General features: G+C 72.9%; 15 protein-coding genes and 1 pseudogene. 12 read left to right on the top strand and 4 right to left on the bottom strand.

Features of this window, described 5'->3' with window-relative positions; genetic code table 11:
• The 3 genes from ABZ471_RS01395 (at window position 1) to ABZ471_RS01385 (ending at window position 5252) form a co-directional block, all read left to right on the top strand.
• Window positions 1-2385 (top strand): molybdopterin cofactor-binding domain-containing protein, encoded by a 2385-nt coding sequence (locus ABZ471_RS01395; protein ID WP_359061116.1) that lies wholly within the window; start codon window positions 1-3, stop codon window positions 2383-2385.
• A gap of 209 nt (window positions 2386-2594) precedes the next feature.
• On the top strand, window positions 2595-4052 hold the full coding sequence (locus tag ABZ471_RS01390) for an NCS2 family permease (protein WP_359061114.1): 1458 nt from the start codon (window positions 2595-2597) through the stop codon (window positions 4050-4052).
• A 48-nt stretch (window positions 4053-4100) separates the two neighbouring features.
• A complete protein-coding gene (locus ABZ471_RS01385; protein ID WP_359061112.1) occupies window positions 4101-5252 on the top strand; it encodes an XdhC/CoxI family protein in 1152 nt (383 codons plus the stop codon).
• A gap of 43 nt (window positions 5253-5295) precedes the next feature.
• On the opposite strand, the gene ABZ471_RS01380 is transcribed toward ABZ471_RS01385, so the two are convergent.
• Window positions 5296-5607 (bottom strand): hypothetical protein, encoded by a 312-nt coding sequence (locus tag ABZ471_RS01380; protein WP_359061110.1) that lies wholly within the window; start codon window positions 5605-5607, stop codon window positions 5296-5298.
• A 65-nt stretch (window positions 5608-5672) separates the two neighbouring features.
• Here ABZ471_RS01380 and ABZ471_RS01375 point away from each other — a divergent pair, with 65 nt between their 5' ends.
• On the top strand, window positions 5673-5828 hold the full coding sequence (locus tag ABZ471_RS01375) for a hypothetical protein (protein WP_359061108.1): 156 nt from the start codon (window positions 5673-5675) through the stop codon (window positions 5826-5828).
• Here the strand turns inward: ABZ471_RS01375 and ABZ471_RS01370 are convergent.
• On the bottom strand, window positions 5815-6255 hold the full coding sequence (locus ABZ471_RS01370; protein ID WP_359061106.1) for an SRPBCC family protein: 441 nt from the start codon (window positions 6253-6255) through the stop codon (window positions 5815-5817). The two genes, ABZ471_RS01375 and ABZ471_RS01370, sit on opposite strands and share 14 nt — an antisense overlap.
• A gap of 140 nt (window positions 6256-6395) precedes the next feature.
• Here ABZ471_RS01370 and ABZ471_RS01365 point away from each other — a divergent pair, with 140 nt between their 5' ends.
• The gene (locus ABZ471_RS01365; protein WP_359061104.1) at window positions 6396-7211 is read left to right on the top strand and encodes a hypothetical protein; all 816 of its coding nucleotides are present in this window, start codon (window positions 6396-6398) and stop codon (window positions 7209-7211) included.
• Between the two features lie 102 nt (window positions 7212-7313).
• Here the strand turns inward: ABZ471_RS01365 and ABZ471_RS01360 are convergent.
• Window positions 7314-8082, bottom strand: a pseudogene (locus tag ABZ471_RS01360) (polysaccharide deacetylase family protein).
• Between the two features lie 194 nt (window positions 8083-8276).
• Between ABZ471_RS01360 and ABZ471_RS01355 the strand changes: the two are divergent.
• From ABZ471_RS01355 to ABZ471_RS01325, 7 genes are all read left to right on the top strand, one after another.
• Window positions 8277-8927, top strand: coding sequence for a phosphoribosyltransferase family protein (locus ABZ471_RS01355; RefSeq protein ID WP_359061102.1), 651 nt, complete (start codon window positions 8277-8279; stop codon window positions 8925-8927).
• Window positions 8928-8944: 17 nt separating this feature from the next.
• Window positions 8945-9463 carry a TIGR03668 family PPOX class F420-dependent oxidoreductase gene (locus ABZ471_RS01350; RefSeq protein ID WP_359061100.1) on the top strand — a complete coding sequence of 173 codons (519 nt, stop codon included), beginning with the start codon at window positions 8945-8947 and terminating at the stop codon, window positions 9461-9463.
• Between the two features lie 64 nt (window positions 9464-9527).
• Window positions 9528-11168: a serine protease gene (locus tag ABZ471_RS01345; protein WP_359061098.1), complete on the top strand. Its 1641-nt coding sequence runs from the start codon at window positions 9528-9530 to the stop codon at window positions 11166-11168.
• Complete coding sequence (locus ABZ471_RS01340; RefSeq protein ID WP_359061096.1) at window positions 11165-13414, top strand: tetratricopeptide repeat protein; 2250 nt, start codon at window positions 11165-11167, stop codon at window positions 13412-13414. The genes ABZ471_RS01345 and ABZ471_RS01340 overlap by 4 nt, the downstream gene beginning before the upstream one ends.
• Window positions 13415-13462: 48 nt before the next feature.
• Window positions 13463-14998: a VWA domain-containing protein gene (locus ABZ471_RS01335; RefSeq protein ID WP_359061094.1), complete on the top strand. Its 1536-nt coding sequence runs from the start codon at window positions 13463-13465 to the stop codon at window positions 14996-14998.
• Window positions 14995-16050 carry a hypothetical protein gene (locus ABZ471_RS01330; RefSeq protein ID WP_359061092.1) on the top strand — a complete coding sequence of 352 codons (1056 nt, stop codon included), beginning with the start codon at window positions 14995-14997 and terminating at the stop codon, window positions 16048-16050. Before ABZ471_RS01335 ends, ABZ471_RS01330 begins: the two co-directional genes overlap by 4 nt.
• Window positions 16047-17357, top strand: a complete 1311-nt coding sequence (locus ABZ471_RS01325; RefSeq protein WP_359061090.1) for an ABC transporter substrate-binding protein — start codon at window positions 16047-16049, stop codon at window positions 17355-17357. Before ABZ471_RS01330 ends, ABZ471_RS01325 begins: the two co-directional genes overlap by 4 nt.
• Window positions 17358-17420: 63 nt before the next feature.
• On the opposite strand, the gene ABZ471_RS01320 is transcribed toward ABZ471_RS01325, so the two are convergent.
• Window positions 17421-18263, bottom strand: a complete 843-nt coding sequence (locus ABZ471_RS01320; protein ID WP_359061088.1) for a patatin-like phospholipase family protein — start codon at window positions 18261-18263, stop codon at window positions 17421-17423.
• Window positions 18264-18418: the final 155 nt, after the last annotated feature.

The raw sequence follows: 18418 nt of genomic DNA, 5'->3' as shown, positions 1-18418 counted from the left end.
ATGCCGACCAACGGCGCTCCTACGAAGATCACGCAGGGCTCCCAGACCAAGGGCGGCATCGGCGAGTCCACGCTCCGCCCGGACGGCACCCTCAAGGTCACCGGCGAGTTCGCGTACTCGTCCGACATGTGGCACGAGGACATGCTGTGGGGCCAGATCCTGCGCTCCACCGTCGCCCACGCCGAGATCGTCTCGATCGACACCGGTGAGGCCCTGGCCACGCCCGGCGTCTACGCGGTCCTGACCTACGACGACCTGCCCACCGAGGTGAAGAACTACGGCCTGGAGATCCAGGACACCCCGGTCCTCGCCCACGGCAAGGTACGCCACCACGGAGAGCCGGTCGCGATCGTCGCCGCCGACCACCCGGAGACGGCCCGCCGCGCCGCCGCCAAGATCAAGGTGGAGTACAAGGAGCTGCCCGTCATCACCGACGAGGCCTCCGCCACCGCGCCGGACGCGATCCTCGTCCACGAGGGCCGCGACGACCACCACATCGGCCACGTTCCGCACCCGAACATCGTCCACCGCCAGCCGATCATCCGCGGCAACGTGGAGGAGGCCCGCAGGCGGGCCGACGTGATCGTCGAGGGCGAGTACACCTTCGGCATGCAGGACCAGGCATTCCTCGGCCCCGAGTCCGGCCTCGCCGTGCCCGAGGAGGACGGCGGCGTCCACCTCTACATCGCCACCCAGTGGCTCCACTCCGACCTGCGCCAGATCGCGCCCGTCCTCGGCCTGCCCGAGGAGAAGGTGCGCATGACGCTGGCCGGCGTCGGCGGCGCGTTCGGCGGCCGCGAGGACCTGTCGATGCAGATCCACGCCTGCCTGCTGGCGCTGCGCACCGGCAAGCCCGTCAAGATCGTCTACAACCGGTTCGAGTCCTTCTTCGGACACGTCCACCGGCACCCGGCGAAGCTCTACTACGAGCACGGCGCCACCAAGGACGGCAAGCTCACGCACATGAAGTGCAAGATCGTCCTGGACGGCGGCGCCTACGCCTCCGCCTCCCCGGCGGTCGTCGGCAACGCCTCCTCGCTCTCCGTCGGCCCGTACGTCATCGACGACGTCGACATCGAGGCCATCGCCCTCTACACCAACAACCCGCCCTGCGGCGCCATGCGCGGCTTCGGCGCGGTCCAGGCGTGCTTCGCCTACGAGGCGCAGATGGACAAGCTGGCCATGAAACTGGGCATGGACCCGGTGGAGTTCCGGCAGCTCAACGCGATGGAGCAGGGGACCCTCATGCCGACCGGGCAGCCGGTCGACTCCCCGGCTCCGGTCGCCGAACTGCTGCGCCGCATCAAGGCGATGCCGATGCCGCCCGAGCGCCAGTGGGAGTCCAGCGAGGGCGCCGACGTACGGCAGCTGCCCGGCGGTCTGTCCAACACCACGCACGGCGAAGGCGTCGTACGCGGCGTGGGCTACGCGGTCGGCATCAAGAACGTCGGCTTCTCCGAGGGCTTCGACGACTACTCCACCGCCAAGGTGCGCATGGAGGTCATCAACGGCGAGCCCGTGGCCACCGTGCACACCGCGATGGCGGAGGTCGGGCAGGGCGGTGTCACCGTCCACGCGCAGATCGCCCGCACCGAGCTGGGCGTCACCCAGGTGACCATCCACCCGGCCGACACCCAGGTGGGCAGCGCCGGTTCGACCTCGGCCTCCCGGCAGACGTACGTCACCGGCGGCGCCGTGAAGCACACCTGCGAACTCGTCCGCGAGAAGGTCCTGGAGATCGGCCGCCGCAAGTTCGGCACCTACCACCCGGCGTGGGCCACCGCCGAACTCCTCCTGGAGGGCGGCAAGGTCGTCACCGACGGTGGCGAGGTCCTCGGCGACCTGGTCGACGTCCTGGAGGGCGAGACCGTCGAGATCGAGGCGGAGTGGCGGCACCGGCCGACCGAGGCCTTCGACCTGCACACCGGACAGGGCGACGGACACGTCCAGTACTCCTTCGCCGCACACCGCGCGGTCGTCGAGGTCGACACCGAACTCGGCCTGGTCAAGGTCATCGAACTGGCCTGCGCCCAGGACGTCGGCAAGGCCCTCAACCCGCTCTCCGTCATCGGCCAGATCCAGGGCGGTACGACCCAGGGCCTGGGTGTGGCGGTGATGGAGGAGATCATCGTCGACCCGAAGACGGCCAAGGTCAGGAACCCGTCCTTCACGGACTACCTGATCCCCACGATTCTCGACACGCCGACCATCCCGGTCGACGTGCTCGAACTCGCCGACGACCACGCCCCGTACGGGCTGCGCGGCATCGGCGAAGCCCCGACCCTGTCGTCCACCCCGGCCGTCCTCGCGGCGATCCGGGAGGCGACCGGTCTGGAGCTCAACCGCACTCCGGTGCGGCCCGAGCACCTGACGGGGACCGCGTAACACCCAAGCTCTCCGGGCGGTGTGAGGGAACGTCACACACTCCGCCGCACCGCCCGGAGGAACCCCCTTTGAGTTCCGCACCGCTCGCGGTCCTTGAAGTACCAGGAAATTTGTTCGTCTCGGGCCGTCCCCCGGGTCGTCCATTCCCCAAATCCCGTGACCGTCAGGCGGTTGCACGGGTGCCCCTGTGAACCTTGGGAGATGGCACCATGACCCAGCAGTCAGTGGAGCCCAGGACCTCAGCCGACGACGCAGCCGATGGCAGCCGCGTCCCGGCCGGGCGTGCCTGGCTCGACCGGTACTTCCACATAACCAGACGAGGATCCACGGTCTCGCGAGAGGTCCGCGGCGGCATCACCACCTTCATGGCGATGGCCTACATCCTCCTGCTCAACCCCCTCATCCTGTCCGGCAAGGACGCGGCGGGAGACACGCTGGGCCAGAAGGCGCTGATCACCGCGACGGCGTTCGCGGCGGCCTTCACCACCCTGCTGATGGGCTTCGTCGGCAAGGTGCCCCTCGCGCTCGCCGCCGGCCTCTCCGTCTCCGGCGTGCTGTCCTCGCAGGTCGCCCCGGAGATGACCTGGCCGCAGGCCATGGGCATGTGCGTGATGTACGGCGTGGTCATCATGTTGCTGGTCGTCACCGGCCTGCGCGAGATGATCATGAACGCGATTCCACTCGCGCTCAAGCACGGCATCACGATGGGCATCGGCCTCTTCATCGCCCTCATCGGTCTGTACAAGTCCGGCTTCGTGCACCAGGGCAAGGCCACCCCGCTCAGCCTGGGCCCCGCGGGCCAGCTCACCGGCTGGCCGGTGCTGCTCTTCGCCGGCACCCTCCTACTGATCTTCATGCTCCAGGCCCGGAACATCCCCGGCGCCATCCTCATCGGCATCATCTCCGGCACCGTCGTCGCCGCGGTCCTCAACGGCCTCGGCGTCATCGACCCCAAGCAGTGGGCGAACGGCGCCCCCGAACTGCACGGCGGCGCGGTCTCGATGCCCGACTTCTCGCTCTTCGGGCACGTCGAGTTCGGCGGCTGGGACAAGGTCGGCGCGATGACCGTCGGCATGATCGTCTTCACGCTCGTGCTCGCCGGGTTCTTCGACGCGATGGCCACCATCATCGGCGTCGGCACCGAGGCCGAACTGGCCGACGACAAGGGCCGTATGCCGGGCCTGTCCAAGGCTCTGTTCATCGACGGTGCCGGCGGTGCGATCGGCGGTGTCGCGGGCGGCTCCGGCCAGACGGTCTTCATCGAGTCGGCCACCGGTGTCGGCGAAGGTGCCCGCACGGGTCTCTCCTCGGTCGTCACCGGCCTGTTCTTCGCGGCCTGTCTGTTCTTCACCCCGGTCACCGCGATCGTCCCGCAGGAGGTCGCCTCCGCCGCTCTGGTCGTCATCGGCGCGATGATGCTGATGAACGCCCGGCACGTGGACTGGGCCGACCGTGCGACCGCCATTCCGGTCTTCCTGACCGTCGTCCTGATGCCGTTCACGTACACCATCACCTCCGGTGTCGCCGCGGGCGTCATCTCCTACGTGGCCATCAAGACCGCCCAGGGCAAGGCGCGCGAGATCGGCGCCTTCATGTGGGGTCTGACGGTCATCTTCCTGGTCTACTTCGCACTCCATCCCATCGAGGGCTGGCTCGGCGTCCACTAGCCGACAGCCGAACGTCCCTTCCGCGCAACCCCGTTAGGAGACCGAGAGATGCTGGACATCGCCGAGGAGCTGAACCGGTGGGTCGAGCAGGGCCGTGACTTCGCCGTCGCCACCGTGGTGGCCGTCGGCGGCAGTGCCCCGCGCCAGCCCGGCGCCGCCCTCGCGGTGGACGCCGACGGCACGGCCATCGGCTCGGTCTCCGGCGGGTGCGTGGAGGGCGCCGTGTACGAGCTGTGCCAACAGGCACTCAAGGACGGGGAGACCGTCCTTGAGCGCTTCGGGTACAGCGACGAGGACGCCTTCGCCGTCGGTCTGACCTGCGGCGGGATCATCGACATCCTGGTCGCACCGGTCCGGGCGGACGGTCCCGCCCGGCCGGTGTTCGCGGCCGCGCTGGCCGCCGCCGCCGTTGGGGAGGCGGCGGCGGTCGCGCGCGTCGTCTCGGGACCGGCCGAACTGCTGGGCCGAGCCCTCCTCGTCCGCCCCGACGGCTCCTGCGACGGCGGCTTCGGCGCCCATCCCGAACTGGACCGTACGGTCGCCGCCGAGGCCGGCGCCTTCCTGGACGCGGGCCGCACCGGCACTCTGGAACTGGGCGAACAGGGCGCGCGCTGCGGCGCCCCGCTCACGCTCCTCGTCGAGTCGGCGGTCCCCGCCCCCCGTATGATCGTCTTCGGCGCCATCGACTTCGCCTCGGCCCTGGTCCGCGTCGGCAAGTTCCTGGGCTACCACGTCACGGTGTGCGACGCCCGCCCGGTGTTCGCCACCCGCACCCGCTTCCCGGAGGCCGACGAGATCGTCGTCGAGTGGCCCCACAAATACCTGGGGCGCACCGAGGTCGACAGCCGTACCGTCCTGTGCGTCCTCACCCACGACGCCAAGTTCGACGTACCGCTGCTCCACCTGGCGCTGCGCCTGCCGGTCGCCTATGTCGGCGCGATGGGCTCCCGGCGCACCCACCTCGACCGCAACGAGCGCCTGCGCGAAGTCGGCGTCACCGAAATCGAACTGGCCCGGCTGCGTTCCCCGATCGGGCTGGACCTCGGCGCCCGCACGCCCGAGGAGACGGCGCTGTCCATCGCCGCGGAGATCGTCGCGGGCCGGCGGGGCGGCAGCGGCGTCTCGCTGACCGGAGCGCACATCCCGATCCACCGTGACCCGGCGGCACAGCCGGCGGGTCGGATCGGGTCGGTGGCCTGAGGGGCTCGGGAGCCCCGTGCCGGCAGGGGCGGCGACGACGGTCTCAGTCGGGCACTCCGTCCCGCAGGATCTGCCGGGCGACCTTCTGCCGTGCCTCGGTGAGTTCTGTCGCGATGCTGCGCGCGCGGTCGTCGTCGGATGTGACGGCCCCGGGCTCGGGCTCGCCGATGAGCAGGCAGGCCCGGCGTGCGAAGGCACGCCGGGCGCGCTCCAGCCGTCCCGGCTTCTGCGCCGGGCCCGTCGGGTCCACGTTCCAGTCACAGCCGGCGCACCACGGGGTGAACCGGTTGTCCCCCCGGATCTCGGCTCCGCACTGCGGACACGGTTGAACGACTTCTTCCACGACGGCGCTCATGCGCCCTCCCCCCCCCGTACCGGCTTCCGCCTCTCCTGGCAGCAACACGGTTCCACGATCATGGCATGAGTGACGCGAGCACGTCAGTCGAAGAGCCGCAGGCCGCCGGGCTGTGGCCACGACGCCCGGCCGAAACCGACATCGACGCGATCTACGACGGCTTCGGCCGGATCCACGTCGCACGGCCGGGGGACCGGCTCACCTCTTTCACGCCCGCCTGAGCAGCCGGTTCACCGCCCGCCCGAACACCGGGCGGGCCGTCTGTGCCACGACGCCGTCGAAGAGGCGGGGGAGGAAACGGATCCGCAGCTCCTCGCGCCACACCACGCGGGCACGGCCCCCGGGCCCCGGCCGGACCTCGATCTCCGCCCAGCCCAGGATGACCCGGCCATGCTTCTCCAGGCGGCACAGGCCGGGCTCGCCGTCCACCGGAGGGCACCAGACCGTGACCTCCATGGGGTCCTCGAAGGCGAGGGGGCCGAGGCCTGAACGGGCCACCAGGCGGGTGCCCTCGCGGGTCGGTGCGGGCGGGACCACGGTGATCCGGGTGAGCGGGACGACGTCACCGTGACGGGGCCAGTCGGTGAGCCGGCGCCACGCCTCCTCGAGGGGGAGCGGCACGGTGCGTTCGAAAGAGAAGAAGGGCACACCACGATCGTAGGGAATCGCCGTCGGCCACCTGCGAGTTCGCCCCCTGCTCACCTCCTTGGCGCAGCAGCGGGCAGGCCGCCCGCGAACGGGTGGATCCACGAGTGGCCGATGGGGCGCACGGTGCTCACCCTGGAAGGGTGAGCACCGCGGGCCGTGCCGCGGCGGCCTCCGGCCTGAGCGGGTTCCTGGAGAGCCCGATCGTCGGCATGGCTCCGTGGATCGTCTTCTCCCTGCTGGTCGGACCGGGCCGGTTCGAGATCTCGGTCGCGCTCGCCCTGGCCGGCGCTGTCGCCGTGGTCGTCCTCGGCAGACTGGCCCACCGGGGCAGCTCCTGGAAGCTCCTCGAACTCTGCGACGTGGTCTTCTTCGCCGGCATGGCGGTCGTCGGTGTCCTGGCGAGCGACGGCACGCTGCGCTGGCTGGAGACGTACGCCGGGGAGGTCTCCAACATCGCCCTCGCTCTGATCGCCTTCGGTTCGATGGCCGTCCGGTTGCCGTTCACCCTCCAGTACGCCCGCGAACAGGTCGACCCGGCCCTGTGGGACACGCCCGCGTTCCTGCGCACCAACTACGTCATCACCGGGACGTGGGGGCTCGCCTTCCTGGTGGCGGCGCTCGCGGGCGGCTACGGCGACCTCGTCCTGCACAACCCGAACAACCTCTGGACGGGCTGGATCATTCAGATCCTGGCCATCGTCGCGGCTCTTCGTTTCACCGAGTGGTACCCCGAGGTGGTCCGTGCCCGTGCCCGGCACGACAGCGGTCTGCCGGGCCCGGAGCCGCCCCGGGTCGCCGACCTGCTGCTGCCGCTGGCCGGCCTGCTGGTCCCGATCGGGATCGCCGTCCTCGTCTTCGACACCATGTGGTGGCTGGGCGGTGCCCTCATCGTGGCCGGCACGCTGCTCACCAGGGCGTTGCGGCGGCCGGGAGCCGGTCCGGCCCCGAGCGCCTGACGTGGCGGGCCTTCGATCCGGAGGGGCGGTTCCGGGACGGACCGGGAGCGCCCGCGCGACGGGACGACCCGTCCGCGGCCCGCGGCCCGGACCCCGCCCGCGTCAGGGCCGGTACACCTTCCCCGGCTCGGCCTTGCCGGGCGCCAGGAGCTGAGGGACCGTCACGAAGACGTACCCGCGCTCCTTCAGTGCGTCGATGATGCCGGGCACGGCGGGCACGGTGCCCTTGTAGATGTCGTGCAGCAGGATGATCCCGTCCCGGGACGCCTGCTCGAGGACCCGCTTCTTGATCAGCGCGGAGTCGTTGGTCGTGCAGTCCTTCGCGGTCACGCTCCACAGCACCTCGGCGAGGCCCAGATCCTTCGAGATCTTGTGCACGTCGGCGTCCGTGCGGCCCTGCGGGGGCCGCATCGGCGTGGGCTTGCGCCCGGTGAGCCGCTCGATCGCGTCGTTCGGCCGCTTCAGCTCCTCGCGTATCTGCGCGTCCGGGATCCGGGTGAGGATCTTGTGGTCCCAGGTGTGGCTCGCGACCTCGTGGCCCTCGGCCGCCATCCGCTTGACCAGCTCCGGGTACGTGTCGATGTGCCGCTTGCCCAGCAGGAAGAAGGTCGCCGGGACCTTCTTCTCCTTGAGGATGTCCAGCAGTCGCGCCGAGTTCTCGCTGGGCCCGGCGTCGAACGTGAGCGCCATGCACTTGGCCTGGCGGCAGTCGACGGTCCCGAACCGGGCCGGTGCCCCCGTGCGCCGCCTCGCCGCGTGCCGTGCTCGGCGAGGTCGTGTCGACCTCCGCGCAGCCCGACAGCGTCAGCGCCAGGCAGGCGGCGGCCGAGGCGAGCGCGGACAGACGCAACCGTCGGCGCCCTCCGCGCATCTTCATGGGCGCGTGCTGCGGGTCCGGGGCCGTCCCGGTCGAAGTCGGAAGAGGCATGCCGGGACTATGCACTGCGTGTATAGTCCGTACGTTCGAATCCATGCCGGTGGCGTTCCGGCCGTCCCGACGACAGACCCGCCCGCCGTAGCACCATGGAGGTACAGGGGGGAGGACCCCGGCGAAAGGACGGGCCCATGCGCTACCGGGACCGCGCCGAGGCCGGACGGAAACTCGCCGGCCTGCTGAGCGACCTGCGTGACCGGGGCGAGCTTCCCGACCCCGTCGTCCTGGCCCTGCCCCGCGGCGGGATCGACGTGGCCGCACCCGTCGCCCGGGCCCTGGACGCCCCGCTCGACGTGCTCGTCGTACGCAAGATCGGCGCCCCGCACCACGAGGAGTTCGCCGTCGGCGCCCTTGCCCCGGGCGACCCGCCCCTCTTCGACGCCGGCACCCTCGACCGTCTGGGCCTGACCGAGGAGCGGCTCGCTCCCGTCGTGGAGCGGGAACGGCGCGAGCTGGCCCGGCGCGAGCACCGCTACCGCGGTGACCGCCCGCCCCCGCAGCTGAAGGGCCGGACGGTGATCGTCGTCGACGACGGCCTGGCCACCGGCGCCACCGCCCGCGCCGCCCTGCGCCACGTACGGCGCCGGCAGCCCGCCCGGCTCGTCCTGGCCGTCCCGGTCGGCGCCCCGGACTCCCTCGACCTGCTCACCGGCGAGGCCGACACCCTCGTGTGCCCGTACCGGCCGGCCGCCTTCAGCGCCGTCGGCCAGTGGTACGACGACTTCGGGCAGCTGACCGACACCGACGTGCTCGATGTGCTCGACGCACTGCACGCGCGCTGAACGCCCCGGGAGCGACGATGCCCGAACTGGACGGGACCGAGGCACGACGCCGGTTCACCGCCGCCCGGGTGGCCCGGCTGGCCACGGTCGACGCGGCGGGCCGCCCGCACCAGGTGCCGGTGGTCTTCGCCGGGCACAGCCTCGACGGCACCGACCGGCTCGTCACCGCCGTCGACCGGAAACCCAAGACCACCACCCGCCTCAAGCGGCTGAGCAACATCGCCGCCCACCCGTCCGTGTGCCTGCTCGCGGACGCCTACGACGAGAACTGGGAGCACCTCTGGTGGGTCCGTGCGGACGGCGAGGCCCGCGTCCTCGCGCCCGACGCGGCCGACCCGGCCGCGCGCCACGCCCACGAGAGGGCCGTCGCGCTGCTGTGCGAGAAGTACCCGCAGTACCGGGAACAGCCGCCGGACGGGCCGGTGATCGCGGTCACCGTCCGGCACTGGACCGGGTGGGAGGCCCGCCCGCACGGCCCCCGCACGTCCGCGACAACCCCGTGCACACCAGTGGTACCGGAAGGGCACGCGGAGTAACCTCGGGGCCATGACGCGCACGGGGGAGCGAGCCGTCAAGTCGCGGTTACGCACGCCACCTTGGGTGGCTCGCATCGAAGAGCGGGACGGGCAGATCCTCGGTGCGGGGGTGCTCCTGGCCCCCGACCGGGTACTCACCGCCGCCCATGTCGTCCGACCCGGCCGGCCTTACGTCGTCCACTTCGTCGGCGTGCCCGGCGTACCCGGCGTGGCCGCCACGGTCCGTGCGGACGAGCATGTGCCGCAGCAGGAGGACACCTTCGGCGACCGCAGCGGCGACCTGGCCCTGCTGCGGCTGGCGCACCCGCTGCCCGCCGAGCACACCACCCGGCTCTACCGGCTCGCCGCGCCGCACGGACCGGTGAGCATGTACGGCTTCCCGGACGGACACGACGGCGGCCTCTGGCACGGCGCCGTCCTGGTCGCCGCCCGCGGCCGCGACAGCCAGGTGCAACTGCGCCCGCAGACCCCGGACGAGCTCGCCGCCCCGGGCTTCAGCGGCGGGGGAGTGGTCGACCACGACACCGACGAGGTCATCGGGATCGTCCTCAGCGTCGACGAAGGACCCCGCGCCACCTTCAGCTACATGAGCCCCACCGAGACCATCCTCAGCCATCTGCCGCAGGCCGCCGCCTGGACCGAGGGCGCCGAAGCCGTCGACCCGGCGCTGCGCACCGGCGCGACGGGCGGCACCGGCCGGCTCGACGTGCCGTTCGCCACCGAACTCGCCTCCTGGTTCCGCGGCGAGGGCTGGCCGGTGCTCGTCACCGTCGTCCCCGCCCGCAGCGGCCGCGCCTTCACCCTCACCCGCGCCGTCACCCTCGCCGACCGGGAACTGCGCACCCAGCAGAACACCAGCGCCTTCGGCCACGACCCGCCCGAGACCGTGCCCCCGGCCGGCGGCCACGATCTCGCCCTGGACGTCAAGGGCATGACGGCAACCCAGGTGATGGACCGGATCGCCGGGCGGCTCGGCATCCGCGGCGACCCCCGGCCCGAACGGCTCGGCGCCCTGCGCGTCCCGCTCGCCGCCGTCCTGGTCGGCGTCGACCAGGCCGCCGAACCCGACGCCCTGCTCGGCCTGCTGGACCGGCTCGCCGAGCAGGGGGCCCGGCTGCTCCTGGTCTTCCGCCGCCGCGGCGACCACACGGACCGGGCCGCCGAATCCTTTGTCCAGCGTCCGCTGCGCGACCGCTGGACCCGGCTGCACCACGAACTCGACGACATCGTCGACGCGCTGGGACCCGCGCTCGACGAGCGCCGCGACCGCGTGGCAGCGGACCCCGGCACCCGGCAACTGCTCGACGAGGCCGAGGCCGCCGTGCGACGCACCCGGATGCTGCGCGCCTGGGTCGCCCACACCCCCGCACGCGAACGGGAACCCCGCCGCGCCGACCTGCTGTTCACCTTCGAGGACGCCGCCGAACGCCGCCGCCAGCGCCTGGAACAGGCGGTCTCCGTCCTCGACGCCCGGCTGCACCGCCGCGAGGAACTCCTCGGCCGCGTCACCGCCGCCTGGCCGCTGTGCAGGGAACGGGCCGCGGCCCAGGGCGGCGACCTCGTCATGGAGGCCTACCGGCGCTACGAACACGCCCTGTCGCTGCTCCGCCGGACCCCCTGCGACGTGGACGAGGCGGAGACCGCCGCCCGCCGGTTCATCGGCTTCTGCTCCGGCACGGCACCCGGAAAGGAGGGCACCTCATGACCTCGTGCATCCGGCCCGGCTGCGCGGGCCGCATCATGGGCACCGGCTACTGCGACACCTGCGGACACCGCCACCTGGAGCCGCCGGCCGCGCCGACGCCCCCGCCGCCCGACCCCGGCACCGAGGAACCGCCGGGCCCGGGGCCCGTCCACGCCGTCGCCGGAGTCGGCGAACTCGACCAGCACGGACTGGTCCGGCTGCCCGACGTGCCCGACCCCGAGGGCGTACTCGTCGCGGACCCCCGGCCGCCCACCGGCGGCCGCCGCTGCGGCGCGGACGGCTGCACCATGACCATCGGCATCGGCTACGGCGGCCAGGCCGCCCGCGCCGAAGGGCGCTGCCCCCGCTGCGGCACCCCGTACTCCTTGCTGCCCCAGCTGCACAAGGGCGACGTGGTGGATCGCCACTACCGGGTCCTCGGCTGCCTGGCCCGCGGCGGCCTCGGCTGGATCCACCTCGCCGAGGACACCAGCGCCGACGGCCACCGCGTCGTCCTCAAGGGGCTGATCGACGTCCACGACGCGCTCGCCCGCCACAACGCCGTCGAGGAGCGCCGCTCGCTCACCGACCTGCACCACCCGGACATCGTCCGGATCATCACCCACGTCGAACACCAGGTTCCCGGCCGCTCGCCCACCGGCTACCTGGTCATGGACTACATCGGCGGCCGCTCCCTGCAGCAGCTCTTCGACGCCGACGACGCCGAGCGGATCTTCCAGGGCCGCCCCCGCCTCGACCACGTCCTCACCTACGGCTGCAAGATCCTCGGCGCTCTGCAGTACATGCACGAACGCGGGCTGCTCTACTGCGACATGAAGCCCGCCAACGTCATCCACTTCGGGCGGGCGATCAAGGTCATCGACCTCGGCGCGGTCCGCGCGATCGGCGACCGCGGCTCGGCCTACGTCTACACCGCGACCTTCGCCCCGCCCAAGGAGGAGGTCGACAGCCGCGGCTGGCACGTCGACAGCGACCTCTACACCGTCGGCATGACCCTGCAGGCCCTGGCCCGCGGCACCGAACCGGCCCGCGGCCTCGCCCCCGACTCCTTCCGCCGCCTCATCGACCGCGCCACCCACGCCGAACCCCGCGCCCGGTTCCGCTCGGCCGCCGAGATGTCCCGCCAGCTGTGGGAAGTACTCCGCGAGTTCCGCTCACTGCAGTTCGGCGAGCAACTGCCCGAGAGCTCCACCCGGTTCCGTGCCACCGACGCCAGCCTCGACGCCGGGCTCGGCACGATCCCCTCCCTGGACCACTGGACCACCCGCCCCGGCGAACACCCCGCCGAGCTGGACGTCACCCCGCCCGCCGCCGCCGAGGTCGCCGGCGCCCTCCCGGAGCCGGTGCCCGACCCCGACGACGGCGCCGCCCTGCTGCTCGACACCTTCCCGCCCGACGCCCCCGACCGGGTCGCCCGGCAGTGGCCCCGCGAATCCCGCCTCGGCACCCCCGAGACCGCGCTGTGGCTGTGCCGCGCCTACCTCAGAAGAGGCGAGCAGGGCGAGGCGGAGAGCTGGCTGGCCGAGGCCGAGACCCTGCTCGGCGAACGCGCCGCCGCCCACGACTGGCGCATCGCCTGGCACCGCGGCGTGCTCCACCTGAGCAAGGCCGAGGTACGGCGGGCCGGCAGCTGCTTCGAGGCCGTCTACCGGGCGCTGCCCGGCGAGTACGTGCCCAAGCTCGCCCTCGGCTACTGCGCCGAACACGGCGGCGAGGGGCGCACGGCCCGCGCGATGCGGTTCTACGAGGCCGTGTGGGCCCGGGACTTCGCCCACACCGCCGCCGCGTTCGGCCTGGCCCGCGGCCACCTGGCCACGAGCGACCGGGACGCGGCCGTACGCGTCCTCGACGACGTCCCGTCCACCTCCCGCCACTACGACGCCGCCCGCATCGCCGCCGTCCGGATCCGCGCCGGCATCCTGCACGGCGACGCCCCGTCGGCGGCCGACCTGCGGGACGCCGAGCGGCGGCTGCCCGAACTGCACCTGGACGGCGGTGCCGCCGACGGCGAGACGCGGGCCCGGCTGGCCGCGGAGGTCCGCGAGAACGTCCTGCACCGCCGCCCGGAGCACGGCCGGGGGGCCGGGTTCCCCACCGGAGACCTGCTCGGATCCGGCACCGAGGACGCCCTGCGCACGCTGCTGGAACAGTCCTTCCGGCAACTGGCCGCACAGGCACGCACCGCGCAGGAACACGGCCGGCTGCTCGATCTGGCGCACGCCGTACGGCCGATGACCACGTTCTGAGCACACGGAGAACGCACCAGTGGACAGGGAAGCGAGGGGGACGCAGCCATGAGCGTGGCCGAGAGCGCCGAGGAGGTCGAGGTGACCCTCGCGGTCGGCCAGAAGAAGGAACTGCCCGCCGTGCCGACGACGGGCGGGCAGCGCCGCGACCGGGAGATGCACGCCATCCTGGAGATCGGGGTCAGGAGCAACGGCACGCCGGGCCTCGCCGCCGGCGCCGCCCGCGAGGCCGGGCCCGCCCTCGCCGAGGTGCTGATCGTCGACACCTCCCGCTCCATGCTCCATCCGGACACCAAACTGCACGCCGCCAAGGACGCCACGGTCGCCGCCCTCCGGCTGCTGCCGGAAGGGACCGCGTTCGCCGTGCTCTCCGGCCGGTTCGACGCCACGGTGGTCCACCCCGGCCCCGGCCGGGAGGTGATGGCCGTCGCCGGACCCGCCGAGCGCGACGCCGCCGAACGTGCCGTACGCATCCTGGACGCGGACGGTGGCACCGCCATCGGCCACTGGCTCGACCTGGCCCGGCGGCTGCTCAGCAAGCAGTCCGCGCCCGTCAAACATGTCCTGCTGCTCACCGACGGACGCAACGAGCACGACCACCGCGCCGCCATGCGCCTGGACACCGCCCTGGAGGCCTGCGACGGCCGGTTCGTCTGCGATGCGTGGGGCATCGGCGACGACTGGGACGCCGACCTTCTCCTGGGCATCACCCGGCGGCTGCACGGCCGGGCCGGCGCCGTCCGCCGGGAAGGCGAACTGCCCGCCGCATACGAGGAGTTGGTGAACGGACTGCTCGGCACGGCCGTCCCCGAGCTGCGCATCAAGCTCACCCCGACCCCCGGCACGGTGATCCGCCAGGTCAAGCAGGTCGTCCCGAGCGAGCAGGAACTCCTGGCCACCGGCGCCGAATTCGGCGAACGCGGCGCCGAGTACGTGACCCGCGCCTGGGGCGAGGAGACCCGGCACTTCCAGGTCGTGCTCACCGCCGACCCGACCGGCCGCGAGCTCGGCGAGGACCTCCAGCTCGCCGCCGTGGACGTGGTCGTACCCGACTTCGGCCGCCCCGTGCGGCTGCCGGCACCGCAGCCCGTCCTGGTGCGCTGGACCGACAACCCGCTGGACGCGTCCCGGCAGCATCCCGGGGTCCGCCGCCACGAGCTGTACCAGCAGGCGAGCGCTGCCGTGGCCCGGGCGTACCGGGCCTGGCTGCGCCGCGCGGAGGGCGGGGCGGAGGCGGACCGTGAACTGGCCCGTGCGCTGTCGCTGGCCGGGGAACTGGGCGACGCCCACCTGCTGGCCGCCCTGCGCCGGATCGAGGCCGAGCCGGGCACGGGCCGGGTCCGCGAGGGCCTCAAGGACGTCGACTGGCAGCATCTGATCCTGTCCAGCGCCATGACCACACCGCCCCGGCAGCCGGCCGCAGGCCCGCCGGCCGAGGGCCCACCGGCTCCGCCCGGCGCCGACGACCCCGCTCCGGCCGGTGCCGACGAGCTGGTCACGTGCCCGGACTGCCAGTGGATCGGCCCGGCGGACTCCGTGTACTGCGGGGGCGACTGCGGGCGGTTGCTGAAGGGGTCATCGTGACCGATGCCGCCCCGATGACCCATGCCACCTCGATGACCCATGCCGCTCCGACGGCTCATGCCGCCCCGCGCCTGAGGGATCCCGCCCCCCTGCCCCGCTTCCTCGGCCGTCTCGTGGGCGCCGGGCGGCGCCCGCCGGGCGAGGGCAGTACGACCGCCCACGACCTGTCCGTCCGGCGTCGGCTGCTGCTGGCCCTGTCCGCCCTGCTGACCCTCTCCCTCTTCCTGTCCTACGAGGGCGTGCACGGCGACGCGAACCCGCTGCGCACCTCCAGCGCCCCCGCCGTCCTCGCCATCGACACCGCGCTGTACGCGCTCGACGCGGCGCAGGCGGACGCGACCGGAGCGCCCCACTCCTTCAGCGAGTTCCAGAAGCAGATCTCGGTGGCCGCGCAGAGCGTCTCCCTGGCCGCCGCCGACGACGTGGGCGGTCCGGCCGGCCGGCAGGCCGTGCAGACGGTCTCCGGACTGATCACCGGGTACACCGCCATGGTCCTGAAGGCCCAGGTGGAGCCCGAGGGAAGCGTGCTGCGGGAGGCTTACCTCAGCTATGCCACCAGCATCCTGAAGGCCGAGGACTCCGGCATCGAGGCCCGGCTCAGGGACCTGCAGCGTGAACAACTGGCCGCGGTGGAGCGGCAGACCTCCTTCGGGCCGCCGCTGTGGCTCGGCTGGAGCGTGGCCGCGCTGCTCGTCCTCGCCCTCGGTACGGCCCTGGTGGAGACCCAGCTCTTCCTGCGCCACCGGTTCCGGCGCAGGTACAACCGGCAGCTCATCGCCGGCGGAGCACTGCTGGCGGCCGGGTTCGCGGCCCTGGTGCTGTTCACGGTGTGGACCCACCAGGGCATGGCGGACACCCGCGCCCTGCTCGACCGGACGCCGCCCGGCCCGTCCGTTCCCCACGCGGGGCGGCAGACCGCCTCGTACCTGGCGCACACCGGCTTCCGCGCCGCGGCCTCGGTGTGGATCGTGATAGGAGGCGTCCTGCTCATGGCACTGTCCGAGACGGGACTGCGGCAGCACATCAACGACTACCGGTTCAGGCCCCGGTGAGCGCCCCCGGCAGCGGCCCGGCGACGGCCGCACCCGGCCTCCGCCGCCCCTCCCGCCACCTCGTGCGCGTGGTCACCGTGGTGGCGAGCTGCCTCGCCGTGCTGGCGGCGGCCGTCGTGGTGGGCGTACGGGCACTCGGGCAGGAACCGACCGTCACCCTGCTGGCCAACTGGACCGGAGAGGACGCAACGCACTTCCGGGACGCGGTGATCGCCCCGTTCGAGCGGAAGTACCACATCCGCGTCGACTACCAGGGCAGCTCCGCCGAGAGCCAGGTGCTCAGCGCCGACGTGGAGGCGGGCACACCACCCGACGTCGTGGTGCTCACCGGCCCGGGCGAACTCGCCGACTACGCCGAACGCAAGCAGCTCTTCCCCGTCGAAGACCTCGTCCCCCAGGGCGCGTTCGGCACGTCCTGGGCCACGCCGCTGAAGGGGCACGTGTACTGGTTCCCGCTCAAGGCCGACGTCAAGAGCATCGTCTGGTACCCGCGCGACACCACCGACCAGGAGCTGAAGGCGGCCGGGGCCCGGCCGGACCAGTGGTGCCTCGGCATGGGTTCCGGCGCCACCAGCGGCTGGCCCGGCACGGACTGGATCGAGGACATCCTGCTCCAGCAGTCCGGCTGGCGGACCTACCAGCGGTGGGCGCGCGGCCTGCTGCCCTGGCAGTCCAAGGAGGTGGAACGGGCCTGGCAGACCTGGCGGAGGCTGGTCGGCGCGGGAACCGATCCGGACCTCGTGGCACGGGCGCTGAAGACCGAGTACCAGGACGCGTCGAAGCCGGTCACGCAGCGGCCGCCGCAGTGCACCCTGGAGCACCAGGCGTCGTTCGTCCGCAGCTACCAGCCCTGGAAGGACGTTCGCGGCCGCTACACGCACTCGGCCGAGCTGATCCCCGGCGCCACGGCCAAGGACACCTGGGAGGTCTCCGGCGACCTGGTGGCCCTGCTGCACAACACCCCGCAGGCCGAGCAGCTGATCCGCCACCTCGCCTCCGCCGAGGCCCAGCAGGCCTGGACCGCGAAGGAGGCCGGCTTCTCCGTGGACACCAGGGCACAGCCGGCCTCCGACTCCAACGGCTCCTGGCACAGCACCCTGGCCGACACCCTGCTGGACACCGGGGCGGTCCACTGCTTCGACGCCTCCGACGCCATGCCGCCGTCGGTCCGCGACGCCTTCGCGCAGGCGGCGATCGACTTCCTCGCCGATCCGCACCAGCTGGACGAGCTGCTGGCGCAGCTGGACAGCCTCAGCAGCAACGAGGAACTGAACTGGCTGCCCTCGGTCTGCGACCGCGGCCCCTGAGCACCGGCACGGGCCGGAGCGGAAACGGGCGGAACGAGGCGCGGGCCGACGGCGGCGGTCGGCTCAGCCCCGGCTCCACGGCAGCCGCAGCCCCCGCCCCTGCGCCCGCCCCGCCTCCGCGGCCGGGCGGCGGGTGGCCGGGTCCAGGACGTTGTCGCCGATCGCCGCCTGCGACGCCTCGTCCGGCGCGAGGACCACCACCTCGGTGCCCTGGGCGCGCAGCTCCTCCACCGCCCGCTCCACCGGCTGCTCGCTGGGGAACGGCTCGACGGTCCCCATCGGTACGATCAGCAGCACCCGGTCCGCGCCGCCCGCGTAGTCGACATTGGCCATGGACCGCACGCCCCCGTCGACGTACCGGCGCCCGCCGATCGTCACCGGCGGCCACACCCCCGGCACGGCGCAGCTCGCCGCGACGGCGTCGACCAGGGGCACCCCGGAGTCCTTGTCGAAGACGCTCGGCTCCCCGCTCCCGGCGTCCACCGCGACGACCTTGAGCGCCCGCTCCGGCCAGCCGTGGGACGGCAGCCGCGACTCGATCACCGTGCGCCGCCGCGCCTCCGGCACGGTCCGCGCCTCGAGCGCCACCCGCCCCACCGCACGCCGCAGCTCCGGCACCGAGGCGGCGGAGCCCATCGCGGCGCCGATCTCCGCGGCGAACTTCTCCAGGTCCATCTCGGCCGTGATCTCGGCGGGCTGCAACGCGGGATCCACCTGCCGCGCGTACAGCTCCTCCAGCCCCAGCCCGCTGGCCACCTGCGCGGCGACGGTCGCCCCCGCGGAGGTCCCGAGCAGCAGGTCGGCTCCGGTCACGTCCTGTCCGCCGTCGGCGAGCCCCGCCAGCAGCCCGGTGATCCAGGCGATCCCGCCCACACCGCCGCCGCCCAGCACCAACGCCTCGGTCATCTCAGCTCCTTGGTAGTCCTTGATCCACCGGAACGACACCGGACAGGGTGGCACCATTCCCCCGGCACGACGAGTGCGCGGACGGTGCCGTCGGACATGCCGTGCCCGGTGCCCCCTCGTAGCCTGAACGGGAAGCCGGCACCCACGGAACGGGG

Source organism: Streptomyces sp. NPDC005728 (assembly GCF_040630895.1).
Lineage (GTDB): Bacteria > Actinomycetota > Actinomycetes > Streptomycetales > Streptomycetaceae > Streptomyces.
Note: the sequence above shows the minus strand (reverse complement) of the source record. Positions and strands in the feature narration are given on the sequence as shown.

What these genes read in the sequence shown, in the direction of transcription:
- ABZ471_RS01395 (WP_359061116.1), top strand. Translation starts at nt 1, where the DNA reads ATGCCGACCAACGGCGCTCCTACGAAGATCACGCAGGGCTCCCAGACC.
- ABZ471_RS01390 (WP_359061114.1), top strand. Translation starts at nt 2,595, where the DNA reads ATGACCCAGCAGTCAGTGGAGCCCAGGACCTCAGCCGACGACGCAGCC.
- ABZ471_RS01385 (WP_359061112.1), top strand. Translation starts at nt 4,101, where the DNA reads ATGCTGGACATCGCCGAGGAGCTGAACCGGTGGGTCGAGCAGGGCCGT.
- ABZ471_RS01380 (WP_359061110.1), bottom strand. Translation starts at nt 5,607, where the DNA reads ATGAGCGCCGTCGTGGAAGAAGTCGTTCAACCGTGTCCGCAGTGCGGA.
- ABZ471_RS01375 (WP_359061108.1), top strand. Translation starts at nt 5,673, where the DNA reads ATGAGTGACGCGAGCACGTCAGTCGAAGAGCCGCAGGCCGCCGGGCTG.
- ABZ471_RS01355 (WP_359061102.1), top strand. Translation starts at nt 8,277, where the DNA reads ATGCGCTACCGGGACCGCGCCGAGGCCGGACGGAAACTCGCCGGCCTG.
- ABZ471_RS01350 (WP_359061100.1), top strand. Translation starts at nt 8,945, where the DNA reads ATGCCCGAACTGGACGGGACCGAGGCACGACGCCGGTTCACCGCCGCC.
- ABZ471_RS01340 (WP_359061096.1), top strand. Translation starts at nt 11,165, where the DNA reads ATGACCTCGTGCATCCGGCCCGGCTGCGCGGGCCGCATCATGGGCACC.
- ABZ471_RS01335 (WP_359061094.1), top strand. Translation starts at nt 13,463, where the DNA reads ATGAGCGTGGCCGAGAGCGCCGAGGAGGTCGAGGTGACCCTCGCGGTC.
- ABZ471_RS01320 (WP_359061088.1), bottom strand. Translation starts at nt 18,263, where the DNA reads ATGACCGAGGCGTTGGTGCTGGGCGGCGGCGGTGTGGGCGGGATCGCC.